The sequence below is a fragment of the Aquamicrobium sp. NLF2-7 genome (assembly GCF_022359935.1).
GTDB lineage: Bacteria > Pseudomonadota > Alphaproteobacteria > Rhizobiales > Rhizobiaceae > Mesorhizobium > Mesorhizobium lusatiense.
Genome location: NZ_JAKSED010000001.1, coordinates 145,799 through 172,149 on the forward strand (window position 1 = coordinate 145,799; position 26,351 = coordinate 172,149).

Sequence of the window (26,351 nt, forward strand, 5' to 3'; positions counted from 1 at the left end):
CCAGAACATTTCTTGAACGCTTCCCACAAGATTCGACCTTGACGTAGGGCGATGACCTTCTTAGAAGCTAGATTAGAATTGTTCAAAACTGAGTGGTCAGCCCACCCACGCCGCGAATGCGTAGATAGGACGGCTGGCCTCATGATTTCAAGGAAATAACGCCAGAGCCTGGCGTGAGCCTTCATGCAGGGAGAATCGGGCAGGGAAATGGCTGCTGTTCGCGCCTATCTCGACTACAATGCCAGCGCGCCGCTGCTTGGCCGCGCGCGCGAGGCTGTGGTCGCAGCGCTGGACCTTGCCGCCAATCCTTCGTCGGTCCATCAGGAGGGTCGCAATGCGCGCCGCCTGATCGAGGAGGCCCGCCGTCAGGTGGCGGCGCTGGTCAATGCCGGGAAGCAGCATGTCGTCTTCACATCCGGCGCCACCGAGGCCGCCACCACGCTGCTGACGCCTGAATGGCGCATGGGCAAGGCCGACCTGCGCATGGGGCGGCTATATGTGTGCGCTGCCGACCATCCCTGCCTGCTGAGCGGAGGGCGGTTCGCGGCGGAGCAGGTCGAGCGCATCGGTGTAGATGGCGACGGCGTGCTGAAGCTGGACGAACTCGCTGCTGCTCTTGCGGCTCACGACAAGGAAACCGGCCTGGCGCTGGTTGCCGTTCACGCGGCCAACAATGAGACCGGCGTGATCCAGCCGATCGAGGAAATTGCCGCTGTCGTGAGAGCCGCCGGCGGTGTGCTGGTGCTGGATGCCGTGCAGGCGGCAGGGCGTGTTTCGCTCGATATGTCAAAGCCTTGCGCGGATTATCTGATTCTTTCCGCGCATAAGATCGGTGGTCCCAAGGGCGTCGGCGCGATCGTTGCCGCCGCCGATCTGATGATGCCGAAGCCGCTGGTGAGCGGTGGCGGGCAGGAGAAGGGGCATCGCGGCGGCACCGAGAACCTTGCCGGCATCGCCGGATTTGGTGCTGCTGCTGCCAGCGCGCTGGAAGCCATGCCGTCCATAAGCCGGATCGCAAGCCTGCGCGACGGCTTCGAGGCCGCCATCCGTGATCTGGTGCCGGATGCGGTTTTCTTCGGCCGTGCTGCACCGCGTCTGGCCAATACGAGTTTCTTCGCCATTCCCGGCCTGAAGGCCGAGACGGCACAGATCGCTTTCGACCTTGCCGGTGTGGCTTTGTCGGCCGGTTCCGCCTGTTCGTCGGGCAAGGTCGGTCCCAGCCATGTTCTGGCAGCGATGGGAGTCGATGAAATACAGGGTGCGCTGCGCGTGTCGATCGGGCAGGAGACGAGCGCGCAGGACCTTGAACTGTTCCGGTCGGCTCTGGAGGGCATTGCAGCCCGCCGGGCCGGAGGAAGCAGGGCTGCCTGAGGGTGGCCGCGGGTCTCTGGCCCGGTGAATCGGTGCGGGTGTGCGGGTGTAAATCCGGGTGCTCCGCACTATATGAAACTTACGTCGCCCCCCGGCGATGCCATAGTTTGAAAACTGTCGGGCCTTGCCCCCGATAAGGATGGAGAACGCCTGTGGCTGCAGTGCAGGAAACGATCGATGCCGTTCGTGAGATCGACGTCGATCAGTACAAATACGGTTTTGAAACCGAAATCGAGACCGACAAGGCCCCCAAGGGCCTGAACGAAGACATCATCCGCTTCATTTCTGCCAAGAAAGATGAGCCGGAATGGATGCTCGAATGGCGGCTTGAGGCTTATCGCCGCTGGCTGACCATGGACGAGCCGAACTGGGCGCGCGTTTCGTATCCGAAGATCGATTTTCAGGATATCTACTACTACGCCGCGCCGAAGAACCAGTCTGGCCCGAGGTCCCTTGACGAGGTCGATCCGGAACTGCTGCGCACCTATGAAAAGCTGGGTATCCCGCTGCGCGAGCAGGAAATTCTGGCCGGCGTGCAGAAGCCTGCTTCGGAAAACGGCGAAGCGAGCGACAATGTCTACGCTTCCGGCCGCGTCGCCGTGGACGCGGTGTTCGATTCCGTTTCGGTCGTCACCACCTTCAAGGAAGAGCTGGCCAAGGCCGGCGTCATCTTCTGCTCGATCTCGGAAGCGATCCGCGAGCATCCCGAACTGGTCCAGAAATATCTGGCTTCCGTGGTGCCTGTGTCGGACAACTATTATGCGACGCTCAACAGCGCGGTGTTCACCGACGGTTCGTTCGTCTACGTCCCTAAGGGCGTGCGTTGCCCGATGGAACTGTCGACCTACTTCCGCATCAACGAGAAGAACACCGGCCAGTTCGAGCGCACGCTGATCATCGCCGAGGAAGGTGCCTACGTCTCCTATCTGGAAGGCTGCACCGCTCCCCAGCGCGATGAAAACCAGCTTCACGCCGCCGTGGTCGAGCTGATCGCGCTCGATGATGCCGAGATCAAATACTCGACAGTCCAGAACTGGTATCCGGGCGATGTCGAGGGCAAGGGCGGCATCTACAACTTCGTCACCAAGCGTGGCGATTGCCGTGGCGACCGCTCGAAGATCTCGTGGACGCAGGTCGAGACGGGTTCCGCCATCACCTGGAAGTATCCGAGCTGCATTCTGCGCGGCGACGACAGCCAGGGCGAGTTCTACTCGATCGCCGTTTCCAACGGCTATCAGCAGATCGACAGCGGCACCAAGATGATCCATCTGGGCAAGAATACGCGCAGCCGCATCATCTCCAAGGGTATCGCCGCCGGCTTCTCGCAGAACACCTATCGTGGACAGGTTTCGGCTCACCGCAAGGCGACCAACGCCCGCAACTTCACCAATTGCGACTCGCTGCTGATCGGCGACCAGTGCGGCGCGCACACCGTGCCCTACATGGAAGCCAAGAACGCGACCGCCCAGTTCGAGCACGAGGCAACGACGTCGAAGATCTCCGAGGATCAGAAGTTCTACGTCATGCAGCGCGGCATTCCCGAAGAGGAAGCCATCGCGCTCATCGTCAACGGCTTCGTCAAGGATGTCATTCAGGAACTGCCGATGGAATTCGCCGTCGAGGCGCAGAAGCTCATCGGCATCTCGCTCGAAGGTTCGGTCGGCTGACCGCATACAGATATTCAGGAAGAACACATGCTTGAGATCAAGAACCTGCACGCCCGCATCGCCGATGACGGCACGGAAATCATCCGCGGGCTGAACCTGACCGTCGAGGCCGGCGAAGTCGCCGCCATCATGGGGCCGAACGGCTCCGGCAAGTCGACGCTGTCCTACATCCTCGCCGGACGCGAGGACTACGAGGTGACGGAAGGCGAAATCATCTACAATGGCGAATCCATCCTTGAGATGGATCCGGCCGAGCGCGCCGCTTCCGGCATTTTCTTGGCTTTCCAGTATCCGATGGAGATACCGGGCGTCGCCACCATGGAGTTTCTCAAGGTGGCGATGAACGAGCAGCGAAAAGCGCGCGGCGAGGAGCCTCTGAAGATTTCCGAGTTCATCGCCCGTGTGAAGGAAGCTGCCGGCTCCCTCAACATGAACATGGATATGCTGAAGCGCCCGCTCAACGTCGGCTTCTCCGGCGGCGAGAAGAAGCGCGCCGAAATCCTCCAGATGAAGCTTTTGCAGCCCAAGCTGTGCGTGCTCGACGAGACCGATTCCGGCCTCGATATCGATGCGCTGAAGATCGTGGCCGACGGCGTGAACTCGCTGCGTTCGCCCGACCGCGCCTTCCTCGTCATTACGCACTATCAGCGACTGCTGGAGCACATCGTCCCGGATACGGTCCACGTTCTGTACAAGGGACAGGTGATCAAGTCGGGCGACAAGTCGCTGGCTCTGGAACTGGAAGCCAATGGTTATGCCGGCATAATCGGCGAAGCCGCCTGAGGCGGCGCCAAGGTGAGGTGAATGCAATGAATGTACATGCAACCCCCCAGCGCACGCCAGCAGAGACGGCCCTGATCGAGGCTTTCGGCGAGCGGCTCGGTCTTCTGCCGGGCGACAGCGAGGTGATGGTCCAGCGCGATGGCGCCATTGAGATGATCAAGGCGGGCTTTCCTACCCGCCGCATCGAGAGCTGGCACTACACGGATCTGCGTCGTCTGCTTGGCAAGGTGCCGGAATTCGATGCCACTGCATCGGTCAGGGCGCCGGATCCCATTCTAGAAGGCTCCGGACTGGTTACGCTGATCAATGGTGCGATTTCGGGCAAGCCGTCGCTGGCCGAAGGCGTTTCCTTTGCGTCGCTGGCCGAGAAGCTGACGGATGGTTCCGCCGCGGCTGAGCTGAAGACCTATGGCTCGGATGACACGATCGGAGCCATCAACGCGGCGTTTGTCGCAGACGGTGTTTTGCTCGATATCGCTGCCGGAACGGAACTGGAGAAGCCGGTCGAGCTGCAGAACCTGCAGGCCGGTGGCCAGACCCATGTTCGCATGGTGGTCAATGCCGGGGCAGGCTCGCGCGCCGTGATCGTGGAGCGTCAGTCGGGCGAGGGGGCTGGTCTTGTCAGCTCCGTCAGCCAGCTTACCGTTGGTGATGGCGCTGAGGTCACATGGCTGATCATCCAGGAGCAGCCGGAAACCGCCCAGCATCTGGCCCAGTTCAAGGCTGAGATCGGCGCTGACGCCAGGCTCACCCTGTTCATCATGAATGCGGGTGGCAAGCTGGTGCGTCAGGAAGTGCATGTGAAGGTGTCGGGCGAAGGCTCGGACTTCCAGCTGCGCGGCGTCAACCTGCTTTCGGGTGACAGCCACACCGACGTGACCATGGTGCTGGATCACGCCGTTCCGCACACCGGCTCGGTCGAAGTGGTGCGCAATGTGGTGACGGGCAAGGCGCATGGCGTGTTTCAGGGCCGCATCAACGTGCATCAGGTCGCGCAGAAGACCGATGCACGCATGGCCTGCAACACGCTTCTTTTGTCCGACGATGGCGAGTTCTCGGCTAAGCCGGAGCTGGAAATCTTCGCCGATGACGTGGCTTGCGGCCACGGCGCTACGGTGACCGATATCCACGGCGATCATCTGTTTTACCTGATGTCGCGCGGCATTACCGAAAAGTCCGCCCGTGGCCTGCTGGTCAAGGCATTCGTTGCCGAGGTGATCGAGGAGCTGGAAGACGAGCAGATCGTCGAGGCCCTTGAAGCCCGCCTCGATGACTGGTTCGCCACGCACGGCTGAGTGCCGTTTGCGATTCGATGTCCCGGCCTTTTGCCGGGGCGTCGCAACTGCGGTGCAGAGAAGAGATATGGACCAGAAGATCGAAACCGCACCCTATGATGTCGAGGCGATCCGCCGCGATTTCCCCATTCTTGCCCGGCAGGTGCATGGCAAGCCGCTGGTCTATCTCGACAACGGCGCCTCGGCGCAGAAGCCGCGTGCCGTGCTGGACACCATCCGCCACGCTTATGAGCAGGACTACGCGAATGTTCATCGCGGCCTGCATTTCCTCTCCAATGCCTCGACAGATGCTTATGAAAAGGCACGCGAGAGCGTGCGCCGCTTCCTGAACGCGCCCTCGACAGACAATATCGTCTTTACCTCGAACTCCACGGCTGCCATCAACACGGTAGCCTATGGTTTCGGCATGCCGAATATCGGCGAAGGCGATGAGATCGTCCTGTCGATCCTCGAACACCATTCCAACATCGTGCCATGGCATTTCATCCGCGAGCGGCAGGGCGCGAAGCTGGTCTGGGTGCCCGTGGATGATCTGTGTGCGCTGCATCTGGAGGATTTCGAGAAAAGCCTGACCGATCGCACCAGGCTGGTTGCCATCACCCACATGTCGAATGCGATGGGCACGGTGACGCCGATCCGCGAGATTTGCCGCATCGCCCATGCGCGCGGCATTCCCGTTCTGGTCGATGGCAGCCAGAGCGCCGTTCACATGCCGGTCGATGTGCAGGATCTCGATTGTGATTTCTTCGTTTTCACCGGCCATAAGGTCTACGGACCGTCCGGAATCGGCGTTCTTTACGGCAAGAAAGAGCGGCTGGAGGCAATGCGCCCCTTCATGGGCGGTGGCGAGATGATCGAGGAGGTGACCGAGGACAGGGTCACCTACAACGCCCCGCCACACCGCTTCGAAGCCGGCACGCCTCCCATCGTGCAGGCGATCGGGCTGGGGGCCGCGCTGGATTACATGGACAGCATCGGCCGCGAGCGCATTGCCGCCCATGAAGCGGATCTGACCGCCTATGCGCATGAGCGGCTTGGCGCCATCAACTCGCTGCGCATTTTCGGCAATGCGCCGGGCAAGGGCGCCATCGTGTCCTTCGAGTTGCAGGGCATCCATGCGCACGATGTGTCGATGGTCATAGACCGTCAGGGCGTTGCCGTGCGGGCAGGCACCCATTGCGCCCAGCCGCTGTTGAAACGCTTCGGCGTCACCTCCACATGCAGGGCATCGTTCGGCATGTACAACACCAGAGCCGAGATCGACGTTTTGGCCGAAGCGCTGGAAAAGGCGCGGAAATTTTTCGGATGACGGATATGGACGACACCACCACACGTGTTGAAACCGACGGGCAGACTGAGCAGGAAGCCGTCGGAACCGGGCCGGTTTCGACCATTCCCGAGGAAGAACTGGCGCGCCTGACCGACGACATCATTTCCGCGCTGAAGACCGTCTATGATCCGGAAATTCCTGCGGATATCTATGAGCTGGGTCTCGTCTACCGCATCGACATCGAGGACGATCGCACCGTGAAGATCGACATGACGCTGACCGCCCCGGGCTGTCCTGTGGCCGGCGAGATGCCGGGCTGGGTGCAGAATGCGGTGGGGGCGGTGGAAGGCGTTTCCGGCGTCGAGGTCAACATGACCTTCGATCCGCCATGGACGCCCGACCGCATGTCGGAAGAAGCCCAGATCGCCGTCGGCTGGTACTGAGGACCGACGCCGCACTTGCTTGCTACTGCTTGGCAGGAGCCGCTCTTGCAGAGCCTTCCAAATTCCCCCATCTTCAGGGGGAGATATGAAATCATTCCGGCAGGCCTTTAACCTGCATGGCATGGAGAAGACTGAGATGGCACGTTTTTCCATCATGAAGCTGACCGACAAGGCGGCGGAGCGGGTTCGCGAAATCATCGGTGCGCGTGATGGCGCGCACGGCATCCGGCTCGGCGTGAAGAAGGGCGGTTGCGCCGGCATGGAGTACACCATCGATCTGGTCACCGAACCTGATCCGAAGGACGACCACGTCGAGCATCAGGGCGCACATGTGTATGTCGCGCCGGAAGCGGCACTGTTTCTGCTCGGTACCGAGATGGATTTCGAGGTCACCACGCTGCGCACGGGCTTCGTGTTCCGCAATCCCAATCAGTCTTCCGCCTGCGGCTGTGGCGAATCGGTGGAACTGAAACCAGCCGACCTGAAGGCGCTGGCCGAGGCCCGGGCGACAGCCGAGGCCTGATTTCCCTCCATGGACAACGGGCGCATCGAAGAGCTTTTCGAAGGGCTTGGTCCCGTCACCATACGCCGCCTGTTTGGCGGCAAGGGCATCTACCATCGCGGCGTCATCATTGCCATCGTCCTGCAAGGGGAGCTGATGCTCAAGGCGGATGCGATAAGCGCTCCCGATTTTGTTTCTGCGGGCGCGCGCCAATGGACCTATGCCGGAAAAGGCAGGGAGGTGGCCATGCCCTACTGGACCACTCCCGATGCCGCGTTCGACGATCCGGACGAAATGGCGGCGTGGGCGCGCAAGGCGTATGATGCGGGTTTACGGGCGACAGCTCAGCAAGCCCGGCAGGAAGGCTGAACGGAACCGGAGGCGATTCGGGCGGCCGGAAATTTTCTCCGGGTGTTCGTATTCCCGTTAAACCGGTCCGGTATCGTGGACAAAATGGGAACTTTTGTAGAATTCCAAAATAAAACAATTGGTTAATCCCTCTTGCAAAAATGGAACAAAGAGGGTACAAAAATCTGAGCGGTCAGCGAATTGTCCGTCTGTCATTGACGACCAAAAGGTACTGTATCATGGCTCAGAATTCATTGCGGCTTGTAGAGGACAATTCGGTGGACAAATCAAAGGCTCTGGACGCTGCGCTGTCGCAGATCGAGCGGGCTTTCGGCAAGGGCTCGATCATGCGCCTTGGCGCAAACGAGCAGGTGGTCGAGATAGAAACGGTTTCGACCGGTTCTCTCGGTCTCGATATTGCGCTGGGTGTTGGCGGTCTGCCGCGCGGGCGCATCATCGAGGTCTATGGCCCTGAAAGCTCGGGCAAGACGACGCTGGCTCTCCATACGGTTGCGGAAGCGCAGAAGAAGGGCGGCATCTGCGCCTTTGTCGATGCCGAGCACGCGCTGGACCCGGTCTATGCCCGCAAGCTGGGTGTCGACCTTGAAAACCTCCTGATCTCGCAGCCGGACACCGGCGAGCAGGCGCTGGAAATCTGCGACACGCTGGTGCGCTCCGGTGCAATCGACGTTCTGGTGGTGGACTCGGTGGCGGCATTAACGCCGCGCGCCGAAATCGAAGGTGAGATGGGCGACTCGCTGCCTGGTCTTCAGGCTCGCCTGATGAGCCAGGCGCTGCGCAAGCTGACGGCTTCGATCTCGCGCTCCAACACCATGGTCATCTTCATCAACCAGATCCGTATGAAGATCGGCGTCATGTTCGGTTCGCCCGAAACGACCACCGGCGGCAATGCGCTCAAGTTCTATGCGTCGGTACGCCTCGATATCCGCCGTATCGGCTCGGTCAAGGATCGCGACGAGGTGGTCGGCAACCAGACTCGCGTCAAGGTGGTCAAGAACAAGCTGGCCCCGCCCTTCAAGGTGATCGAGTTCGACATCATGTATGGCGAGGGTGTGTCCAAGACCGGCGAACTCATCGATCTCGGCGTCAAGGCCGGCGTGGTTGAAAAGTCGGGTGCGTGGTTCTCCTATAATTCGCAGCGTCTCGGGCAGGGGCGTGAGAACGCCAAGCAGTTCCTGCGTGACAATCCGGATACGGCGCGGGAGATCGAACTGGCGCTGCGCCAGAATGCCGGGCTGATTGCCGAGAAGTTCCTGGAAGACGGCGGCTTCGAGGCTGAGGCCGGCGAGGGCTGATGCGCTGATCGGCACGGATTGTCCGGCCTTGGCCGAACGAACTTAAAGTGAAAAACGCTGGTCTCCCGAGATCGGCGTTTTTCGTTGCGGGCAGCATTTTTGAAAAAGCGCATCACGGTGGAATAAGGCCTGAGCGCTGCGGCACCTGAGGTTTCGCCAGCGACATTCCTCATTCTGGACAGGGTGCTGGCCGACCGCTAAAAGGCTGTGTTTTCCGCACTGGCGCCGCAGGCGTTTTCCTGAACAAAGGCATCTTTCATGAGTGGTGTTAACGAGATCCGGTCGGCTTTCCTCGACTACTTCCGCAAGGAAGGTCACGAGGTCGTTGCCTCCAGCCCTCTGGTGCCGCGCAACGATCCGACGCTGATGTTCACCAATGCCGGCATGGTTCAGTTCAAGAACGTGTTCACGGGTCTGGAAACGCGCCCCTACAACCGCGCGACCACCTCGCAGAAATGCGTTCGTGCCGGCGGCAAGCACAATGACCTCGACAATGTCGGCTACACTGCGCGCCATCACACCTTCTTCGAGATGCTCGGCAATTTTTCCTTTGGCGACTATTTCAAGGAACGCGCCATCGAGCTTGCCTGGAACCTGATCACCCGCGAGTTCGGGCTGTCGAAGGACAGGCTGCTGGTCACGGTCTATCACACCGATGATGCGGCGGCCGAATTCTGGAGGAAGATCGCAGGTCTTTCCGACGAGAAGATCATCCGCATCCCGACGAGCGACAATTTCTGGGCGATGGGCGATACCGGCCCCTGCGGCCCCTGCTCGGAAATCTTCTACGACCATGGCGACCATATCGCCGGCGGACCTCCCGGCAGTCCGGATGAGGACGGCGACCGCTTCATCGAGATCTGGAACCTCGTCTTCATGCAGTATGAGCAGGTGACGAAGGAAGAGCGCATCGAGCTGCCGCGTCCGTCGATCGACACGGGCATGGGGCTTGAGCGTATCGCTGCCGTGCTGCAGGGCGTGCATGACAACTACGACATCGACCTGTTCAGGGCGCTGATCCGCGCCTCCGAGGAAGCCACCGGCGTTCCGGCAACCGGGGCGAACCGGGCGAGCCATCGCGTCATCGCCGATCACCTGCGCGCGTCGTCCTTCCTCATTGCCGACGGGGTGCTTCCCTCCAATGAAGGGCGCGGCTATGTGCTGCGCCGCATCATGCGCCGCGCCATGCGCCATGCCCAGCTTCTGGGCGCGCGCGATCCGCTGATGTGGCGGCTGGTTCCCGCGCTGGTGCGTGAAATGGGGCAGGCCTATCCCGAGCTGGTGCGCGGCGAGAGCCTGATTTCCGAAACGCTCAAGCTGGAGGAAACCCGCTTCCGCAAGACGCTGGCGCGCGGCATCACCCTGCTCAACGAAGCGACCGAGGATCTTGGCAGCGGTGGCCGGCTGGATGGCGAGACGGCCTTCAAGCTCTACGACACCTATGGTTTCCCGCTCGACCTGACGCAGGATGCGCTGCGCCAGCGCAACATCGCCGTCGATCTGGAAGGCTTCAACGCGGCGATGGAACGCCAGAAGGCCGAGGCGCGCGCCAACTGGGCCGGCTCCGGCGAAGCGGCGACCGAGACCGTCTGGTTCGGCGTGCGTGAAAAGTCCGGTGCGACCGAATTTCTTGGCTATGACACCGAGCAGGCTGAAGGCATCGTCCAGGCCCTCGTGCAGGACGGCAAGGAAGTGGAGAGCGCTTCCGCCGGCGAGAGCGTCGCCATCGTCGTCAACCAGACGCCGTTTTATGGCGAATCCGGCGGTCAGATGGGCGACACCGGAATTATTTCGGGCGAAGGCTTTTCCATTGAGGTGGAAGACACGCAGAAGAAGGGTGACGGCGTTTTCGTCCATCTTGGCAAGGTGGTGAAGGGTACGGTCAGGCTTGGCGCGGCGGCGGAACTGAAAGTCGATCATGCCCGCCGCAACCGCCTGCGCTCCAACCACTCGGCCACGCACCTCATCCACGAGGCGTTGCGCGAGGTGCTGGGCACGCATGTGGCCCAGAAGGGTTCTCTGGTTGCGCCGGAGCGGCTTCGCTTCGACATTTCCCACAACAAGGCGATTTCGCCGGAGGAGCTTGAAGAGGTCGAGCGCATGGCCAACGAGATCGTGGTCCAGAACGGCCCGGTCACGACACGGCTGATGTCGGTGGACGACGCCCGCGCCGAAGGCGCCATGGCGCTGTTCGGCGAGAAATATGGCGACGAGGTGCGCGTCGTGTCGATGGGCACGGCTTTGCATGGAGAGAAGGCCAACAGGCCCTATTCGATCGAACTGTGCGGCGGCACCCATGTGAAGGCCACCGGCGACATCGGGCTGGTGCGTATCGTTTCCGACAGCCCGGTGGCGGCGGGCGTGCGTCGCATCGAAGCGCTGACCGGGGATGCCGCACGGCAGTATCTGGATGAGCAGGAGCGCCGGCTGAAGTCTGCGGCGGCATTGCTCAAGGTTGCGCCCGCCGAGGTGCCGGCCCGCATCGAGGTTCTGGTGGAAGAACGCCGCAAGCTCGAACGTGAACTGACCGAGGCCCGCCGCAAGCTGGCGCTCGGTGGCGGTTCCGGCGGTGGCGCTGCGTCCGAAGTGAAGGATGTCGCCGGCACGAAGTTCCTCGGCAAGGTGGTCGAGGGCGTTTCGCCGCGTGATCTGAAATCACTCGCGGATGAAGGCAAGAAGTCGGTCGGCTCTGGCGTCGTCGTCTTCGTCGGCGTGGCCGAGGATGGCAAGGCCAGCGTCGTGGTTGCGGTGACCGACGACCTGACTTCGCGCTTCTCGGCCGTCGATCTGGTGCGCGCCGCATCCGCAGCGCTGGGCGGGCAGGGCGGCGGTGGCCGGCCGGACATGGCGCAGGCCGGCGGACCGGATGGGGCGAAGGCTCAAGCTGCCCTGGAGGCAGTTTCGCAGGCCCTGGAATAGAGCATTTGCAGTCGGACGGAGTCGTCTGACGTCGCATAAGTTCAGCCATGGGAAAACAAGCTGGAGCGGCGGAGCTGTGTTCGTCGGAACGCCCGAAGCTCCAGCGACGAAACTCAGGGCGGATCGCGTTTCAGATCCGCTGCGAGCGTTTCAGTCCCGATACAAAAAAGGCGGCCTTAGGCCGCCTTTTTCCGTTTCTAAAGACGTTTTTACTCGTCTGCGAAGATCGCCTTCCAGATGGCCGCGCCAATCGCGGCACCGACGATCGGGGCAAGCCAGAACAGCCACAGCTGTCCGATCGCGCCGGTCTCGGCAAACAGGGCAGCGCCCGTCGAGCGGGCAGGGTTGACCGAGGTGTTGGTCACGGGGATCGACACAAGATGGATCAGCGTCAGCGTCAGGCCGATGGCCAGCGGCGCGAAGCCTGCCGCAGCCTTGGCTGTCGTCGTTGCCAGAATGATGAAAATGAAGAACGCGGTCAGCACCACTTCGATCGTCAGGCCGGCCAGAAGCGAATATTTTCCGGGCGACAGCTCGCCATAGCCGTTGGAAGCAAAGCCACCGGCGGAGAAGCCGGGCTGGCCGGAGGCGATGACATAGAGCACAGCGCCTGCGACGACGCCGCCGACCACCTGCGCGATGATGTAGCCGACCAGATCACCGGCCGGCATGCGGCCGCCGACGACCATGCCTACGGAAACGGCCGGATTGAAGTGACCGCCGGAAAAGCGCCCCACGGCATAGGCCATGGTGACGACCGTCAGGCCGAATGCAAGCGAAACGCCGAGCAGGCCGATGCCGACATCGGGGAATGCGGCGGCAAGAACAGCTGATCCGCATCCGCAAAAGACCAGCCAGAATGTGCCGAAGAATTCGGCTGCGAGTTTCTGAGGCATTTTCTCTCTCCTTGGGAGTTTTGAAGTGCAGAACGGAACATTTCCAAAATCCGGAACTTCAATGGGCACTGACAAGGTAAAGCTGAGTGCGTCGTCCCCCACATCACAACCCGACCGGGCAATAAACTACCTTGAGTCGTGACGGGGAGAAAGGCCGGTCGTTGCGGACGGTGGGGGCAGCACAGGGTCCGCCTCTGCCGCAAGCCTGTGTGGGCGGAATTTCCCGGTACTCAAGCGTTATCGGGCGCCAAAGAAAAAGAGCGGCTTCCGTTTCCGGAAACCGCTCTTTTGTCATTTGTCAGCCTGCCGGGCGAACCGGGCAGTCATCGGTGTCGTGGGGATCAGGCCATGGCCTTCTGCAGGTTCTCGTCCACCTTGTCGAGGAAGCCGGTGGTCGACAGCCACGGCTGGTCGGGACCGATGAGCAGCGACAGGTCCTTGGTCATGAAGCCGCTCTCGACTGTCTGGATGCACACGCGCTCCAGCGTCTCGGCGAAACGCTTCAGGTCGGCGTTGTCGTCCAGCTTGGCGCGGTGGGCGAGGCCACGCGTCCAGGCGAAGATGGAGGCGATCGAGTTGGTCGAGGTCTGCTCGCCCTTCTGGTGCTGGCGATAGTGGCGGGTCACGGTGCCGTGGGCGGCTTCGGCTTCCACCGTCTTGCCGTCCGGCGTCATCAGAACCGAAGTCATCAGGCCGAGCGAACCGAAGCCCTGCGCAACCGTGTCGGACTGCACGTCGCCGTCATAGTTCTTGCACGCCCACACATAGCCGCCGGACCACTTAAGCGAGGAGGCGACCATGTCGTCGATCAGGCGATGTTCGTACCAGATCTTGCGTTCCTTGAACTGCGCCTCGAATTCCTTCTCATAGACTTCCTGGAAGATATCCTTGAAGCGGCCGTCATAGGCCTTGAGAATGGTGTTCTTGGTCGACAGGTAGACCGGATAATTACGCAGCAGGCCGTAGTTCAGCGATGCGCGCGCGAACTCGCGGATCGATTCGTCGAGGTTGTACATGGCCATGGCGACGCCGGAGCCGGGCGCGTCGAACACTTCGTGCTCGATGGTCTGGCCGTCTTCACCCACGAACTTGATGGTCAGCTTGCCCTTGCCGGGGAAACGGAAATCGGTGGCGCGGTACTGGTCGCCGAAGGCGTGGCGGCCGACGACGATCGGCTGCGTCCAGCCGGGCACCAGGCGCGGCACGTTCTTCATGATGATCGGTTCGCGGAAGATGGTGCCGCCGAGGATGTTGCGGATGGTGCCGTTGGGCGACTTCCACATCTTCTTGAGGTGGAATTCCTCGACGCGGGCTTCGTCAGGCGTGATGGTGGCGCATTTGACGCCGACGCCGTGCTTCTTGATCGCGTTGGCGGCGTCGATGGTCACCTGATCGTCGGTGGCGTCGCGGTGCTCGATGCTGAGGTCGTAATATTCGAGATCGAGGTCGAGATAGGGGTGAATCAGCTTGTCTTTGATGAACTGCCAGATGATGCGGGTCATCTCGTCGCCGTCGAGTTCGACGACCGGGTTCGCCACCTTGATCTTCGCCATGAAAACTGCCTCGTCTTGGAAAGGGCCTTGCCGGAAGGGTAGGCCGTTTGGGATGCGCCCCTATACCAAAGCAAGCGAAGGTGCGCAAACGGACACGGCGTTCCAGAACAGGCCTGCTGATGAGGGCACGCTATCCGCGATTTAAGGGTTGAGAAGAAACCGGCCGCCGGTGAGCGCCCGGACCACGGCTTCCAGAATTGCCTGCTTGCTGAGCCCGGCCGTGTCGATCCGGTGGTTGTCCAGCCGATCCAGTTGCGAGAACTGGCTGTGCAGGTCGCTGATCGGGATCGGGTCTGCCAGCATTTCGCCGCCGCGCAACTGACAGCGCCTTATCGCCTCGTCGAGGTCGGGGCGCAGCACGATGTAGTGGAGAGGACGGCTGACGGCGCTGAATGCAGGCAGGAACCATGGGCCTATGATGCCGTCGATCACCACGAAATAGCCGCCATCCGCATAGCGTTGGGCTGCCGCGCAAAGCGCGCCCATCACAACTTCGTTCTGCCGGCGTGATTCCGGCAGATATGGCGGGATGGCTCCGTTTCGTATGAAGTGCCAGAAATCGTCGGCATGGATATGCACTGCCGGCTGGCCGGAGCTTTCGACGAGGCTGCGCGCTGTCGTCGTCTTTCCCGCGCCTGGCGTGCCGGTGACAATGAGGATCTGTCCCGAAAGGTCGATCATGGGGTGATGATCGACCTGTATCGGCAAGAGGTCAAGCGCTCCGGGGAAGTGGCCTGTTCTCTCCTGACTGGCCATGTGGGAGCTTCAATTTCGCACCCGGATGTGTCAGGGACAGCAAAAGCCGCAAAGCGAAATGCATTGAAGCACATGCCATCTCAAGAACAACCTTCAAATTCCCCCGTCGCCGGTCCGGTCATCATCCTCGTCGAGCCGCAGCTCGGCGAGAATATCGGCATGGTGGCGCGCGCCATGGCCAATTTCGGGCTGAGCGAATTGCGGCTGGTCAATCCGCGCGACGGCTGGCCGAGCGATAAGGCGCGGGCGGCGGCAAGCAAGGCTGACCACGTCATCGATGCGGTGCGCGTGTTCGACGATCTGCCATCCGCGATCGCGGACCTGAATTTCATCTTCGCCACCACTGCCCGCGAGCGCGACGGCTTCAAGCCGGTGCGCGGTCCGGTCGAGGCGGGCAGGGCGCTGCGGTCGCGGTGCGAAGCCGGACAACGCACCGGTATTTTTTTCGGGCGCGAGCGCTTCGGCCTCAACAATGACGAGGTGGGCCTTGCCGACGAGATCGTGACCTTTCCGGTCGATCCGGGCTTTGCCTCGCTCAACATCGCGCAGGCAGTGCTGCTGATGTCCTATGAATGGATGAAGTCCGGCTTCGAGGACGAAACCCGCACCAATTTCCGCGGGCCGGACATGGAGCCGGCCACCAAGGATGAGCTTCTGGGGCTGTTCGGCCATCTGGAAGAGGCGCTGGAGGCGCGCGGTTATTTCCGGCCGCCGGAGAAAAAGGCGAAGATGGTGGACAATCTGCGCTCCGTCCTCACGCGGGCCGGCTTTGCGGGTGCGGAACTGCGCGTGCTGCGCGGCGTCATCACCTCGCTGGATCGCTTCAGCCGCAATGCGCCGCGCGGGGCCGCCTACACCCGCCCGTCATCCGGCCATGCCGCGACGCCCGGGCAAAACAGGCCAGGCGAAGAAGAGGATAAAGGCCATGGCTGAGCAGCCGATCCTGATGTTCGATTCCGGCGTTGGCGGCCTCACCGTGCTGCGCGAGGCGCGGGTGCTGATGCCGGATCGCCGCTTCATCTACGTGGCCGACGATGCCGGCTTTCCCTATGGCGCATGGGAAGAGCCGGCGCTGCGGGCGCATATTCTGGACCTGTTCGCTTCCCTGCTCGATCGCTACCAACCCGAAATCTCGGTCATCGCCTGCAATACCGCCTCGACGCTGGTGATCGACGATCTGCGCCGGCGCTTTCCGGAGCATCCTTTCGTCGGCACCGTTCCGGCAATCAAGCCTGCCGCCGAACGCACCCGTTCCGGGCTGGTGTCGGTGCTGGCGACGCCCGGAACGGTGAAGCGGCAATATACGCGCGACCTCATCCATCAATGGGCCACGAAATGCCATGTGCGGCTGGTCGGGTCGGAGCGGCTGGCCTCGCTTTCTGAAATCTACATGCGCGATGGCTTCGTGGATGAGGAGCAGGTGAGGGCGGAGATTTCTCCGTGTTTCGTAGAGCAGGACGGAAAGCGCACCGACATCGTCGTGCTTGCCTGCACGCACTATCCGTTTCTGGCGAACCGCATGCGCAAGACCGCGCCCTGGCCGGTGGACTGGCTCGATCCGGCGGAAGCGATCGCAAGGCGCGCGCTTTCCCTGCTGGAGAGCGACGGGCGTTCGAAGCAGGATGCGGCTGTCGCGGAACCTGATATCGCCGTGTTCACTTCCGGAAAGCCAGACTTCGCCACGCGGCGGCTGATGCAGGGTTTTGGCCTCACCGTTCCGGTTTGATGGAACATGCGCTGCGGACGGTCGTTTTCTCCTGATAAGGAGAACGCCATCATGCCTGCAAGATCGAAAGCCCAGCAGAAGGCAGCCGGCGCTGCCCTGTCTGCCAAGCGCGGTGAAACGCCGAAGAGCAAGCTCATCGGCGCTTCAAAGGAAATGTACGAATCGATGAGCGAAAAAGAGCTCGAGGAATTCGCCGAAACAAAGCACAAGGGCTTGCCGGAGCACAAAAAGAGCGGGTGAGGGCTCTATGGCCCCCACCCGGAAGCGTCAGCCGGCCTGCGTCAGCACCGGGACTGCGTTCCTGGCGAACCACTCCTCGAAGGACTGAGGTTCGCGTCCGGTCAGCGCCCTGAACTCGGCGTCGGAGCCGGCGAGGTTTCCGGCAGCAGCCGCCGCATCGAATGAGGCGAACACGCGGGCCACTGGCTCGGGCAGGCCGGCACCGGTCATGCCCCTGACCAGATCATCGACCGAAACCTGCACGACTTCGAGGGGCTTGCCGGTCGCCTGGCGGGCGAGTTCCGCCACCTCGTCAACAGTCCACGGCTTCGCGCCATAGAGGCTGAGCGTGCGCTTGCCGGAAAAGTCGGCGGCGAGTGCGGTGGCGGCCGCCAGCGCGAGATCGTCGCGCGCAACGTAGGACGTGCCGCCATTGCCGGCTGCGGTGAACCATTTGCCGGTCTCCAGAGCATGGGGAAGGGCGTGCAGAACGTTTTCCGAGTACCAGCTGTTGCGTAGCAGCGTGTGACCGGCAATCGCGCTTGCCTTGATCGCGGCTTCAGTGCCGGCATGGTCGGGGGCGAAGGAGACGGCCGAGGTTTCCGCATCCGGCAGGGATGTATAGACGATGTGCTGAACGCCCGCCTTGTCGGCGGCCTCGATCGCGGCCTTGTGCTGGCGCAGGCGCTTGCCCGGCTCGTCAAGGGCGTCGGTGCTGATGAGAACCAGCCGCTTCACGCCGGAAAAGGCGGCTGAGAGCGTGGCCGGATCGTCGTAGTCGGCCTTGCGGACGGTGACGCCGCGCGAGGCCCATTCGCCGAGGTCCTCGGGCTTGCGGCTGGTGGCGACGATCCGCGCTGCCGGAACACCCAGCGTGCCGATGAGATGATTGAGCACTGCACGGCCCAGATGGCCGGAAGCGCCGGTGACGAGAAGGTCTGCGGTCTGTGTCATGATGGTCTCCTGCGTTTTTGTCTTACAAAGGCACGTTGCATAATCTGGTTACTGACAGTAACTATATAGCCGGGCGCGATGGTGTTTGTAAGAACGCATGATTTCGTGCCCAGGTTACATGAAGGGAACCGCCATGAATGCTATCCTCGGAAAGGCTGTTGCGGGCAGACCCGAAAATGAGGCACCGGCCCCCTTGCTGCAAGCCTCACCGGGCTTTACCGAAGACGGCAAGGGTGGTTGCCCCATCCGTGACGTCCTCGACCGGGTGGGCGACACATGGAGCCTGCTCGTCATCATCAGCCTTCAGCCGGCGCCGATGCGGTTCAATGCGTTGCGGCGGTCGATCGAAGGCATATCGCAGCGCATGCTGACCGTGACGTTGCGTTCGCTGGAGCGCGACGGGCTGGTCAGCCGCACCGTGCGGCCGACCACGCCGCCCGAAGTCGAATATGCCCTGACGGCGCTCGGCCGTTCCATCGCCGTGCCCATCGGTGCGCTCGGTGATTGGGCAGCACAGAACAGGGGGCAACTGGCGGCTGCGCGCGCGGCCTTCGATGCAGCCGCAGACAGCGTCGCCGCTTGACACCGGGAGCCGATCCCTCTAGTGGAAACCGCGAAGCACCGGGCCGCAAGCCCGGTTGTTTCATTTGACGTGTCCCGTGGATCGTCCGTCGCTTTGCGCGGCCGATCCTGTCAGGTCTCGAAAACGGAGGCCAGAGGAGGGCGCGTTTCCTTACCCGCAGCCATGGGGCCGTGGGTGATTTTTTGAAAGGGAATGCGATGAGCAAGCGCGAATCCGCGAAATACAAGATTGACCGCCGTCTTGGCGAAAACATCTGGGGTCGTCCGAAGTCTCCGGTCAACAAGCGTGAATACGGCCCCGGCCAGCATGGCCAGCGCCGCAAGGGCAAGCTGTCGGACTTCGGTCTGCAGCTGCGCGCCAAGCAGAAGCTGAAGGGTCACTATGGTGACATCTCCGAGAAGCAGTTCCGCAAGACCTATGAGGAAGCTGCACGTCGCCGTGGCGACACCCCGGAGAACCTGATCGGCCTGCTCGAATCGCGCCTCGACGCCATCGTTTACCGCGCCAAGTTCGTTCCGACGATCTTCGCTGCCCGTCAGTTCGTCAACCACGGCCACGTCAACGTCAACGGCCAGCGCGTGAACATCGGTTCCTACCGCTGCAAGCCGGGCGACGTCATCGAGGTGCGTGAGAAGTCGAAGCAGCTCACCATCGTTCTGGAAGCCGTGTCGCTCGCCGAGCGCGACGTGCCGGACTACATCGAAGTCGACCACAACAAGATGGTCGCCACCTTTGCCCGCGTTCCGGGCCTGTCGGATGTGCCTTTCGCCGTCCAGATGGAACCGAACCTGGTCATCGAATTCTATTCGCGCTGATCATACTGCATTTTTTGCACTGGAAAGGCCGCCTTCGGGGCGGCCTTTTCTTTTCCGGGAAATCGCGGCATCGAAACGGAAAAACCCGATTTCACTATTCGCTCCGATGCTCTATTGCGGGCGTTTACAGGAAAGATTGAAGGCACGCTCGTCATGGATATGCCGATGCTTACCGAGGATGCTGCACCGGAAGCCAACGCCGATGGTTGCCACCAGATGTTCAGAGCCGCCCCCGGCGGAGTTGAGTTCAACAAGCTGCGCAAGCGTCTTCTGCGGATGACGCGGCAGGCCATCGAGGATTATGCCATGGTCAAGCCGGGAGAGCGCTGGCTGGTGGCGCTTTCCGGCGGCAAGGATTCTTACGGGCTTCTGGCACTGCTGCTCGACCTGAAATGGCGTGGCCTGTTGCCCGTCGATCTTCTGGCCTGCAATCTCGATCAGGGTCAGCCGGATTTCCCGAAGCACATATTGCCGGATTATCTCGATGCCAACGGCATCGCGCATCGCATCGAATATCAGGACACCTATTCGATCGTGACCGACAAGCTGCCGGAGTCGAGCACCTATTGCTCGCTGTGCTCACGGCTGCGGCGCGGCCATCTGTATCGCATCGCGCGTGAAGAAGGCTGCTCGGCGCTGGTGCTCGGCCATCACCGCGAGGACATTCTCGAAACCTTCTTCATGAACCTCTTCCACGGCGGGCGCCTTGCCGCCATGCCGCCCAAGCTCGTCAATGACGAAGGGGATGTGATGGTGCTGCGGCCGCTGAGCCTTTGTGCCGAGGCGGATCTGGCGAAGTTCGCCACCGCCATGCGCTTTCCGATCATCCCCTGCAATCTGTGCGGCAGCCAGGACGGGCTTCAGCGCAACCTGATGAAGGCGATGCTGGACGACATCGAAAAGAAGATGCCCGGCCGCAAGGACACCATGATCCGGGCCCTGGCAAATGTGCGGCCTTCGCATCTGCTCGACCGCAACCTGTTCGATTTCGCGGGGCTGAACCTTGGCGGTACAGCCCCGCATTGACGGCTGTCAGACCGGCTTGTGGTGCGCGTGGAACAGCTTTCCACGCTCGGCGATCAGAACAAAAACAAGGCCGATCACCGCGACGCTGACGAAACCGAACGCGAGCGGCGTCGTGGTGCCATCGAAAGCCTGACCGATCAGCGCGCCGATCAGGCCGCCACCGGCCGTTCCCATGAAGCCCAGGACCGAGGATGCCGTGCCGGCGACATGGCCGAGCGGTTCCATGGCCAGAGAGTTGAAGTTCGAGCCGATCAGGCCGAACTGGAACATGGCCAGCGCGAACAGGGTGATGAACAGCGGGAAGGGCACCGTTCCGAAAAGCGAAAGCACGAACCAGATGGCGCTGACGATCAGGAACCCGATCAGCGCGCCATGTGAGATCTTGCGCATTCCGAACCGGCCGACCAGCCGCGAGTTCAGATAGGACGACAGAGCCATGAAGGCAGCCACGGCGGCGAAAGCCACAGGGAACATCGTTCCCAGATCGTAGATGCCAACATAGACTTGCTGGGCCGAATTGATGAAGCCGAACAGCGAGCCGAAGATGAAGGTGCTGGCCAGCGTGTAGCAGAGCGCCAGCCGGTTGCTGAGCACGATGCCGAACGCCTGCGCGATCGCGCGCGGGTTGAAGGGCCGCTTGTCGGCCGGGTCGAGCGTTTCGGGCAGCCTGAGCGCCATCCACAGCGTGACGACAATGCCCGCCAGCCCCATGAAGACGAAGATCATGTGCCATTCGGCAAACAGCATGATCACCTGTCCGGTGCCCGGCGCGATGACCGGAACGATCATGAACACCATCATGACCAGAGACATGGCCTCCGCCATCTGCCGCCCGCCGAACACATCGCGGATGATGGAGACGGTGATGACCCGCGTGGCGGCGGAACCGATACCATGCACGAAGCGCAGCAAAAGCAGGCTTGTAAAGGTAGGTGCTATCGCTCCCGCAAATGCGGCCACGATATAGATGCCAAGGCCGACCAGCATCGGCGTGCGTCGTCCGAACCGGTCGGCGAGCGGGCCATAGGCCAGCTGTGCGAAGGCGAAGCCGAGCAGATAGGCCGAAATCACATATTGCCGGTGGTTCTCGTTCTCGACGCCGAGAGTGGAGCCGATTTCCTGCAGACCGGGAAGCATGATGTCGATGGCCAGCGCGTTGAGGGCCATAAGCATCGCCATCAGCGCGATGAATTCCATCTTGCCCATTCCGGCAAGCCGCGGCGGTGCGGTTTGTGCGGATACGTCCATGAAATAACCTTCAAATCTTTCCGACGTTCACGGGCTTGTGAGCGCGTGAAAACGCACCCGGAAACGCAGTTTCCAAAGAGCAGCAAAGGCGCTGGTGGGTGCCAGCGCCTTTGTCCGGAATATGTGGCGCTGCCGCAGCAGCGCAAAAATCAGGTCAGGCGGCGCCTTTGACCTTTATGCCTTTTTCGTCGAGGAACGACTGCAATTCGCCGGCCTGGAACATTTCGCGCACGATATCGCAGCCGCCGACAAACTCACCCTTCACATAAAGCTGGGGGATGGTGGGCCAGTTGGAGTAATCCTTGATGCCCTGTCGCAGTTCGCTTGAATCGAGCACGTTGATGCCCTTGTAGTCGACCCCGACATAGTCGAGAATCTGCACCACCTGCCCGGAGAAGCCGCACTGCGGGAAGCCCGGAGTGCCCTTCATGAACAGCACGACGTCGTTGTTCTTGACTTCGCTATCGATGTAATCGCTGATTCCGCTCATGGCCAATCCTTTCAGGCCTGTAGGAAATCAGGCCGCAAACCTGCTATTCAAATAGCCCCGAGCGCGCGCCGACACAAGACCGCTGCGTCAGGCTTCGCCCCGGCGGGTGCCTGACCACTGCCAACATCCGGATTGAAGCATGAAAAAACTGGTGCTGTTTCTCTGTGCGGCGCTGCTGCTTGTCATCGCCTGCGCGGTTGTCTGGCAGCTACGCTCCCGAAAAAGCTCCCCGCCGCCCGCCAGCCCTGAAGCGGCTGTTGCCCTGCCGGAACCGTGCCGCGATGTGATGTTTGAAGGCACGCCCCATATCGTCTGCGTGCTGTCTGCGGACCGCTATGATGTCCGCATCCTGCATGAAGGCCCCAGCGGCAAGCCCTTCGGCACGGTTGCCGCCGCTGACAGCAGCATGATGGCGCAGGGCAGGTCGCCGGTGATTTCCATGAATGCGGGCATGTACCACAAGGATCTTTCGCCGGTCGGGCTGCTGGTGGAGGAGGGGCAGGAGAAGGCGGCCCTCAATCTCGACGATGCCGAAGGCAATTTCTTCATGAAGCCGAACGGGGTTTTCATGATCGACCGCAGCGGGCAGGGCGCGGTGATCGAATCGCAAGCCTACCAGAGGGAGAAGCCCGAAGCGCTCTATGCCACGCAATCCGGGCCGATGCTGGTGATCGATGGCAACATCCACCCGCGATTCGAGCCCGACGGAGCATCGCGCTACATCCGCAACGGCGTCGGCGTCGATGGCCAGAACCGCATCGTGCTGGCCATTTCGCGCAAGCCCGTCAGCCTCGGCAGTTTCGCCCGACTTTTCCGCGATGAGCTGGATTGCCGCAACGCGCTTTTTCTTGATGGCGCAATATCGACCCTGACCGCAGGCGGACAGACCGTCATCGGCGGCAAACACCCGGCGGGGCCGATCCTCACGGTTTTTGCGAGGAAATAGCCCGTCTCCTTCCCTTATCGGTGGAGAAGGGCGGCTTCACATCAATCCGGCGCGCTGGTCTGGAGAGCGAGCGCATGCAGAACGCCGCCCATATTGCCCTTCAGGGCATCGTAGACCATCTGGTGCTGCTGAACGCGGCTCTTGCCCCGGAAGCTCTCGGCAACCACTTCTGCGGCGTAGTGATCGCCGTCGCCGGCAAGATCGCGGATCGTGACCTGGGCGTCAGGAATGCCTTCCTTGATCAGCCTCTCGATCTCGTGCGCGTCCATTGCCATGTCGTTTTCCCTGTCAGGTACCCATGAAGCCCGGGAACCACGATTCGTGCGTGGTCACCAGTTCACTGACGGGTATGCCACGCGCCTGCCCAAGTTTCAATTCGGCGCCCCCGGTGGTGCCGATGTGGTGGACAACCACGCCGCTCTTCTCAAGATAGGCGAGCAGAGCGGCCCATTCGGCGGTGTCCGGCAGGACCGAAAGGGTCAGCAGGTAGCGGCCCTGATCCTCGCCGAAGAAGGCGGCAACCGGCTCGGCCGGCGGCGTATCCACCCGCGCGCCGATGCCTGACGCCATCGCCATTTCGGCGAGCCCGACGGCAAGGCCGCCATCGGAAAGGTCGTGGCAGGCGGTGACGATGCCGGAGGCGATCAGGCCGCGCACGCAATCGCCGACCCGCTTCTCATGGGCGAGATCGACCGCCGGCGGTGGTCCGTCGGTGCGGCCATGTACATCACGCAGATAGATCGACTGTCCCAGATGCGTGCCCCAGCCTTCCGGCGCACCGACGAGCAGGACCGGCTGGCCTTCCGCCGCGAAGCCGATGCGGGCCATCTTCTGCCAGTCGCCCAGCAGGCCGACGCCACCGATGGTGGGCGTTGGCAGGATGCCTTGTCCGTTGGTCTCGTTGTAAAGCGAGACGTTGCCGGAAACGATCGGGAAGTCGAGCGCGCGGCAGGCCTCGCCAATGCCCTTGATGGCGTGAACGAGCTGACCCATGATTTCCGGCCGCTCGGGGTTGCCGAAATTGAGGTTGTCGGTGGCGGCAAGCGGCAGCGCGCCGGTGGCCGTCAGGTTACGCCAGCATTCCGCAACCGCCTGCTTGCCGCCCTCGTAAGGATCGGCCTCGCAATAGCGCGGCGTCACGTCCGAGGAGAAGGCGAGCGCCTTGGTCTCGTGGCCTTCCACGCGCACCACGCCGGCATCGCCGCCCGGCCGTTGCAGGGAGTTGCCCTGGATCATGGTGTCGTACTGTTCCCAGACCCAGCGCCGCGAGGACAGGTCCGGCCCGCCGAGCATCTTCAGGAGTGCATCGGCGATGTCGGCCTGCGGCACATCGGTTGCGGCAAGCGCCGCAGGCTTTGCCGGCTCCACCCACGGGCGGTCATATTCGGGGGCCTCGTCGCCAAGTTCCTTGATCGGCAGGTTGGCCACTTCCTGGCCCTGATGAAGCACGCGGAAGCGCAGATCGTCGGTCGTCTTGCCCACGATGGCGAAGTCGAGTCCCCATTTGGTGAAGATCGCCTCGGCTTCCTTCTCCTTTTCGGGACGCAGCACCATGAGCATGCGCTCCTGGCTTTCCGACAGCATCATTTCGTAGGCCGACATGCGCTCTTCGCGCACCGGCACCTTGTCGAGGTCTAGCTCGATGCCGAGGTCGCCCTTGGCGCCCATCTCGACCGCCGAGCAGGTGAGGCCGGCAGCGCCCATGTCCTGAATGGCGATGACCGCGCCGGACGCCATCAGCTCAAGGCAGGCTTCCAGCAGGCACTTTTCCGTGAAGGGGTCGCCAACCTGCACTGTGGGACGCTTTTCCTCGATGGAATCGTCGAATTCGGCCGAGGCCATGGTCGCGCCGCCGACGCCGTCGCGGCCGGTCTTGGCGCCGAGATAGACGACCGGCAGGCCGACGCCCTTCGCCTGCGACAGGAAGATGCCGTCGGTCTTGGCAAGGCCGGCCGCGAAGGCGTTGACAAGAATGTTTCCATTGTAGCGGGCGTCGAAATTCACTTCGCCGCCGACCGTCGGCACGCCGAAGGAATTGCCGTAGCCGCCGACGCCGGAAACCACTCCGGCCACCAGATGCCGCGTCTTCGGATGAGCGGGCTCGCCGAAGCGCAGCGCGTTCATCGCCGCGATGGGGCGCGCGCCCATGGTGAAGACGTCGCGCAGAATGCCGCCCACGCCCGTCGCCGCGCCCTGATAGGGCTCGATGTAGGAGGGGTGGTTGTGGCTCTCCATCTTGAAGACCACGCAGTCGCCGTCGCCGATATCGACCACGCCGGCGTTCTCGCCCGGACCCTGAATGACGACCTCGCCCGTGGTCGGCAGCGTGCGCAGCCACTTCTTGGACGATTTGTACGAGCAATGCTCGTTCCACATGGCCGAGAAGATGCCGAGTTCCGTAAAGCTCGGCTCGCGACCGATGAGGTCCAGAATGCGCTGATATTCGTCCGGCTTCAGCCCATGGGCCGCAATGAGCTCGGGGGTGATCTGCACGGTGTTCGGAATGGTCATCTGTTCCTGTCTCGACTGCATGGGCTGCGATCGCCTGCGCGGCAGGGATCAGGGAAGGATTTAGACTTTGGCATCGGATAAGTCAGGTGTGGCGGTAAATCCAGATCGAACAGGCCAGCGTGTAGCAATAGGCGAGCATTTCCAGCGTTTCCTCGATGCCCTCCTGATTGTAGTGCTCGGCCAGCTCTCCGAACAGCAATATGATGAAAGCAACACCAAGCGGCCAGAACACAAAGCTCCAGCGCGGTTTCAGGGCATCCAGAAAGTCTGCACGCCTTAGTAACAGCAGGATGGCCAGAACAACGGTGAAAATGACCCACAGCGCCTGCTTCGCCGTTCCGGTGAGGCAGATGCCGCCCGGATAGAAAGGACTGTCGCAACGCGGCGTTTCACGCACCATCGCATGCAGGAGCACGTAGACGACGGCGATGCACAGGAATGCCACCGGGCCTTTGCTGCGCCAGCCGCGTGCGGCGAAAATCGCCGCGGCGATCCCCAGAACGATGGTTTGCGAGCCTTCGACCGGACCATTCTCGGCAAACAGGTAATAATCTAGATCGGTATAGACTTCGCCCAGATAGCCTGCCAGTGCGCCGCCAAACAACAGTATGAGCCCCCAGCCGATCCATGTTGCAGGCCGGGGATAGATGATGGTCTTCTGCACGGTCGTTCCTGTCGGTGGTCGTTGCCGGAAAACACACCGGCTGCTTTTCA

Annotated in this window: 26 protein-coding genes; 17 read left to right on the forward strand and 9 right to left on the reverse strand. The window is 62.0% G+C overall.

Going from position 1 to position 26,351, the window contains the following annotated elements; genetic code table 11:
- Positions 1–207 precede the first annotated feature (207 nt).
- The 10 genes from MIC97_RS00680 to alaS all read left to right on the forward strand — a co-directional run bounded on the left by MIC97_RS00680 (position 208) and on the right by alaS (position 11,914).
- Positions 208–1,371 carry a cysteine desulfurase family protein gene (locus MIC97_RS00680; protein WP_239798450.1) on the forward strand — a complete coding sequence of 388 codons (1,164 nt, stop codon included), beginning with the start codon at positions 208–210 and terminating at the stop codon, positions 1,369–1,371.
- Positions 1,372–1,523: 152 nt separating this feature from the next.
- Complete coding sequence (sufB, locus tag MIC97_RS00685; protein ID WP_239798451.1) at positions 1,524–3,038, forward strand: Fe-S cluster assembly protein SufB; 1,515 nt, start codon at positions 1,524–1,526, stop codon at positions 3,036–3,038.
- Positions 3,039–3,065: 27 nt separating this feature from the next.
- A complete protein-coding gene (gene sufC / locus MIC97_RS00690; protein ID WP_239798452.1) occupies positions 3,066–3,821 on the forward strand; it encodes a Fe-S cluster assembly ATPase SufC in 756 nt (251 codons plus the stop codon).
- A 26-nt stretch (positions 3,822–3,847) separates the two neighbouring features.
- Complete coding sequence (sufD, locus tag MIC97_RS00695) at positions 3,848–5,116, forward strand: Fe-S cluster assembly protein SufD (RefSeq protein ID WP_239798453.1); 1,269 nt, start codon at positions 3,848–3,850, stop codon at positions 5,114–5,116.
- A gap of 67 nt (positions 5,117–5,183) precedes the next feature.
- Positions 5,184–6,425, forward strand: coding sequence for a cysteine desulfurase (locus tag MIC97_RS00700; protein WP_239798454.1), 1,242 nt, complete (start codon positions 5,184–5,186; stop codon positions 6,423–6,425).
- Between the two features lie 5 nt (positions 6,426–6,430).
- On the forward strand, positions 6,431–6,829 hold the full coding sequence (locus MIC97_RS00705) for an SUF system Fe-S cluster assembly protein (protein ID WP_239800989.1): 399 nt from the start codon (positions 6,431–6,433) through the stop codon (positions 6,827–6,829).
- 136 nt (positions 6,830–6,965) lie between these two features.
- Positions 6,966–7,352: a Fe-S cluster assembly scaffold SufA gene (sufA, locus tag MIC97_RS00710; RefSeq protein ID WP_183829084.1), complete on the forward strand. Its 387-nt coding sequence runs from the start codon at positions 6,966–6,968 to the stop codon at positions 7,350–7,352.
- 9 nt (positions 7,353–7,361) lie between these two features.
- Entirely contained in the window at positions 7,362–7,700 is a 339-nt protein-coding gene (locus MIC97_RS00715; protein ID WP_239798455.1) for a TfoX/Sxy family protein, read from the forward strand.
- A 218-nt stretch (positions 7,701–7,918) separates the two neighbouring features.
- Positions 7,919–8,995 carry a recombinase RecA gene (gene recA, locus MIC97_RS00720; protein ID WP_183829090.1) on the forward strand — a complete coding sequence of 359 codons (1,077 nt, stop codon included), beginning with the start codon at positions 7,919–7,921 and terminating at the stop codon, positions 8,993–8,995.
- A 258-nt stretch (positions 8,996–9,253) separates the two neighbouring features.
- Entirely contained in the window at positions 9,254–11,914 is a 2,661-nt protein-coding gene (alaS, locus tag MIC97_RS00725) for an alanine--tRNA ligase (RefSeq protein WP_239798456.1), read from the forward strand.
- A gap of 209 nt (positions 11,915–12,123) precedes the next feature.
- On the opposite strand, the gene aqpZ is transcribed toward alaS, so the two are convergent.
- The 3 genes from aqpZ to MIC97_RS00740 form a co-directional block, all read right to left on the reverse strand.
- Entirely contained in the window at positions 12,124–12,810 is a 687-nt protein-coding gene (gene aqpZ / locus MIC97_RS00730) for an aquaporin Z (RefSeq protein ID WP_239798457.1), read from the reverse strand.
- Between the two features lie 341 nt (positions 12,811–13,151).
- A complete protein-coding gene (locus MIC97_RS00735) occupies positions 13,152–14,363 on the reverse strand; it encodes an NADP-dependent isocitrate dehydrogenase (protein WP_239798458.1) in 1,212 nt (403 codons plus the stop codon).
- Between the two features lie 141 nt (positions 14,364–14,504).
- Positions 14,505–15,041, reverse strand: coding sequence for an AAA family ATPase (locus MIC97_RS00740; protein WP_239800990.1), 537 nt, complete (start codon positions 15,039–15,041; stop codon positions 14,505–14,507).
- Positions 15,042–15,191: 150 nt separating this feature from the next.
- Here MIC97_RS00740 and MIC97_RS00745 point away from each other — a divergent pair, with 150 nt between their 5' ends.
- Genes MIC97_RS00745 through MIC97_RS00755 form a run of 3 tightly spaced genes read left to right on the forward strand, consistent with a single transcriptional unit; the run spans position 15,192 to position 17,085 of the window.
- Positions 15,192–16,052: an RNA methyltransferase gene (locus tag MIC97_RS00745; protein WP_239798459.1), complete on the forward strand. Its 861-nt coding sequence runs from the start codon at positions 15,192–15,194 to the stop codon at positions 16,050–16,052.
- Positions 16,045–16,845, forward strand: a complete 801-nt coding sequence (gene murI, locus MIC97_RS00750) for a glutamate racemase (protein ID WP_239798460.1) — start codon at positions 16,045–16,047, stop codon at positions 16,843–16,845. Before MIC97_RS00745 ends, murI begins: the two co-directional genes overlap by 8 nt.
- Before the next feature lie 51 nt (positions 16,846–16,896).
- Entirely contained in the window at positions 16,897–17,085 is a 189-nt protein-coding gene (locus tag MIC97_RS00755; RefSeq protein ID WP_239798461.1) for a DUF3008 family protein, read from the forward strand.
- A gap of 27 nt (positions 17,086–17,112) precedes the next feature.
- On the opposite strand, the gene MIC97_RS00760 is transcribed toward MIC97_RS00755, so the two are convergent.
- The gene (locus MIC97_RS00760) at positions 17,113–18,018 is read right to left on the reverse strand and encodes an SDR family oxidoreductase (RefSeq protein ID WP_239798462.1); all 906 of its coding nucleotides are present in this window, start codon (positions 18,016–18,018) and stop codon (positions 17,113–17,115) included.
- Positions 18,019–18,151: 133 nt separating this feature from the next.
- Between MIC97_RS00760 and MIC97_RS00765 the strand changes: the two genes are divergently transcribed.
- The 3 genes from MIC97_RS00765 to ttcA all read left to right on the forward strand — a co-directional run bounded on the left by MIC97_RS00765 (position 18,152) and on the right by ttcA (position 20,442).
- On the forward strand, positions 18,152–18,601 hold the full coding sequence (locus tag MIC97_RS00765) for a helix-turn-helix domain-containing protein (RefSeq protein WP_239798463.1): 450 nt from the start codon (positions 18,152–18,154) through the stop codon (positions 18,599–18,601).
- Positions 18,602–18,798: 197 nt separating this feature from the next.
- Positions 18,799–19,416: a 30S ribosomal protein S4 gene (gene rpsD / locus MIC97_RS00770; RefSeq protein WP_239798464.1), complete on the forward strand. Its 618-nt coding sequence runs from the start codon at positions 18,799–18,801 to the stop codon at positions 19,414–19,416.
- Between the two features lie 165 nt (positions 19,417–19,581).
- The gene (ttcA, locus tag MIC97_RS00775) at positions 19,582–20,442 is read left to right on the forward strand and encodes a tRNA 2-thiocytidine(32) synthetase TtcA (RefSeq protein WP_239798465.1); all 861 of its coding nucleotides are present in this window, start codon (positions 19,582–19,584) and stop codon (positions 20,440–20,442) included.
- 6 nt (positions 20,443–20,448) lie between these two features.
- On the opposite strand, the gene MIC97_RS00780 is transcribed toward ttcA, so the two are convergent.
- A complete protein-coding gene (locus MIC97_RS00780) occupies positions 20,449–21,648 on the reverse strand; it encodes a multidrug effflux MFS transporter (protein WP_239800991.1) in 1,200 nt (399 codons plus the stop codon).
- 196 nt (positions 21,649–21,844) lie between these two features.
- A complete protein-coding gene (gene grxD / locus MIC97_RS00785; protein ID WP_183829117.1) occupies positions 21,845–22,180 on the reverse strand; it encodes a Grx4 family monothiol glutaredoxin in 336 nt (111 codons plus the stop codon).
- Between the two features lie 139 nt (positions 22,181–22,319).
- On the opposite strand from grxD, the gene MIC97_RS00790 reads away from it, so the two are divergent.
- A complete protein-coding gene (locus MIC97_RS00790; RefSeq protein ID WP_239798466.1) occupies positions 22,320–23,126 on the forward strand; it encodes a phosphodiester glycosidase family protein in 807 nt (268 codons plus the stop codon).
- 41 nt (positions 23,127–23,167) lie between these two features.
- On the opposite strand, the gene MIC97_RS00795 is transcribed toward MIC97_RS00790, so the two are convergent.
- From MIC97_RS00795 to MIC97_RS00805, 3 genes are all read right to left on the reverse strand, one after another.
- The gene (locus MIC97_RS00795; protein ID WP_183829123.1) at positions 23,168–23,401 is read right to left on the reverse strand and encodes a BolA family transcriptional regulator; all 234 of its coding nucleotides are present in this window, start codon (positions 23,399–23,401) and stop codon (positions 23,168–23,170) included.
- A 13-nt stretch (positions 23,402–23,414) separates the two neighbouring features.
- Entirely contained in the window at positions 23,415–25,637 is a 2,223-nt protein-coding gene (gene purL / locus MIC97_RS00800; protein ID WP_239798467.1) for a phosphoribosylformylglycinamidine synthase subunit PurL, read from the reverse strand.
- Between the two features lie 82 nt (positions 25,638–25,719).
- Positions 25,720–26,301 carry a hypothetical protein gene (locus MIC97_RS00805; RefSeq protein ID WP_239798468.1) on the reverse strand — a complete coding sequence of 194 codons (582 nt, stop codon included), beginning with the start codon at positions 26,299–26,301 and terminating at the stop codon, positions 25,720–25,722.
- Positions 26,302–26,351 lie beyond the last annotated feature (50 nt).

Bases quoted from the DNA above. Each gene is read 5' to 3' on its own strand.
- MIC97_RS00680 (WP_239798450.1), top strand. From the start codon at position 208: ATGGCTGCTGTTCGCGCCTATCTCGACTACAATGCCAGCGCGCCGCTG.
- sufC (WP_239798452.1), top strand. From the start codon at position 3,066: ATGCTTGAGATCAAGAACCTGCACGCCCGCATCGCCGATGACGGCACG.
- sufD (WP_239798453.1), top strand. From the start codon at position 3,848: ATGAATGTACATGCAACCCCCCAGCGCACGCCAGCAGAGACGGCCCTG.
- MIC97_RS00700 (WP_239798454.1), top strand. From the start codon at position 5,184: ATGGACCAGAAGATCGAAACCGCACCCTATGATGTCGAGGCGATCCGC.
- MIC97_RS00705 (WP_239800989.1), top strand. From the start codon at position 6,431: ATGGACGACACCACCACACGTGTTGAAACCGACGGGCAGACTGAGCAG.
- sufA (WP_183829084.1), top strand. From the start codon at position 6,966: ATGGCACGTTTTTCCATCATGAAGCTGACCGACAAGGCGGCGGAGCGG.
- MIC97_RS00715 (WP_239798455.1), top strand. From the start codon at position 7,362: ATGGACAACGGGCGCATCGAAGAGCTTTTCGAAGGGCTTGGTCCCGTC.
- recA (WP_183829090.1), top strand. From the start codon at position 7,919: ATGGCTCAGAATTCATTGCGGCTTGTAGAGGACAATTCGGTGGACAAA.
- alaS (WP_239798456.1), top strand. From the start codon at position 9,254: ATGAGTGGTGTTAACGAGATCCGGTCGGCTTTCCTCGACTACTTCCGC.
- aqpZ (WP_239798457.1), bottom strand. From the start codon at position 12,810: ATGCCTCAGAAACTCGCAGCCGAATTCTTCGGCACATTCTGGCTGGTC.
- MIC97_RS00735 (WP_239798458.1), bottom strand. From the start codon at position 14,363: ATGGCGAAGATCAAGGTGGCGAACCCGGTCGTCGAACTCGACGGCGAC.
- MIC97_RS00745 (WP_239798459.1), top strand. From the start codon at position 15,192: ATGCCATCTCAAGAACAACCTTCAAATTCCCCCGTCGCCGGTCCGGTC.
- murI (WP_239798460.1), top strand. From the start codon at position 16,045: ATGGCTGAGCAGCCGATCCTGATGTTCGATTCCGGCGTTGGCGGCCTC.
- MIC97_RS00755 (WP_239798461.1), top strand. From the start codon at position 16,897: ATGCCTGCAAGATCGAAAGCCCAGCAGAAGGCAGCCGGCGCTGCCCTG.
- MIC97_RS00760 (WP_239798462.1), bottom strand. From the start codon at position 18,018: ATGACACAGACCGCAGACCTTCTCGTCACCGGCGCTTCCGGCCATCTG.
- MIC97_RS00765 (WP_239798463.1), top strand. From the start codon at position 18,152: ATGAATGCTATCCTCGGAAAGGCTGTTGCGGGCAGACCCGAAAATGAG.
- rpsD (WP_239798464.1), top strand. From the start codon at position 18,799: ATGAGCAAGCGCGAATCCGCGAAATACAAGATTGACCGCCGTCTTGGC.
- ttcA (WP_239798465.1), top strand. From the start codon at position 19,582: ATGCTTACCGAGGATGCTGCACCGGAAGCCAACGCCGATGGTTGCCAC.
- MIC97_RS00780 (WP_239800991.1), bottom strand. From the start codon at position 21,648: ATGGGCAAGATGGAATTCATCGCGCTGATGGCGATGCTTATGGCCCTC.
- grxD (WP_183829117.1), bottom strand. From the start codon at position 22,180: ATGAGCGGAATCAGCGATTACATCGATAGCGAAGTCAAGAACAACGAC.
- MIC97_RS00790 (WP_239798466.1), top strand. From the start codon at position 22,320: ATGAAAAAACTGGTGCTGTTTCTCTGTGCGGCGCTGCTGCTTGTCATC.
- MIC97_RS00795 (WP_183829123.1), bottom strand. From the start codon at position 23,401: ATGGCAATGGACGCGCACGAGATCGAGAGGCTGATCAAGGAAGGCATT.
- purL (WP_239798467.1), bottom strand. From the start codon at position 25,637: ATGACCATTCCGAACACCGTGCAGATCACCCCCGAGCTCATTGCGGCC.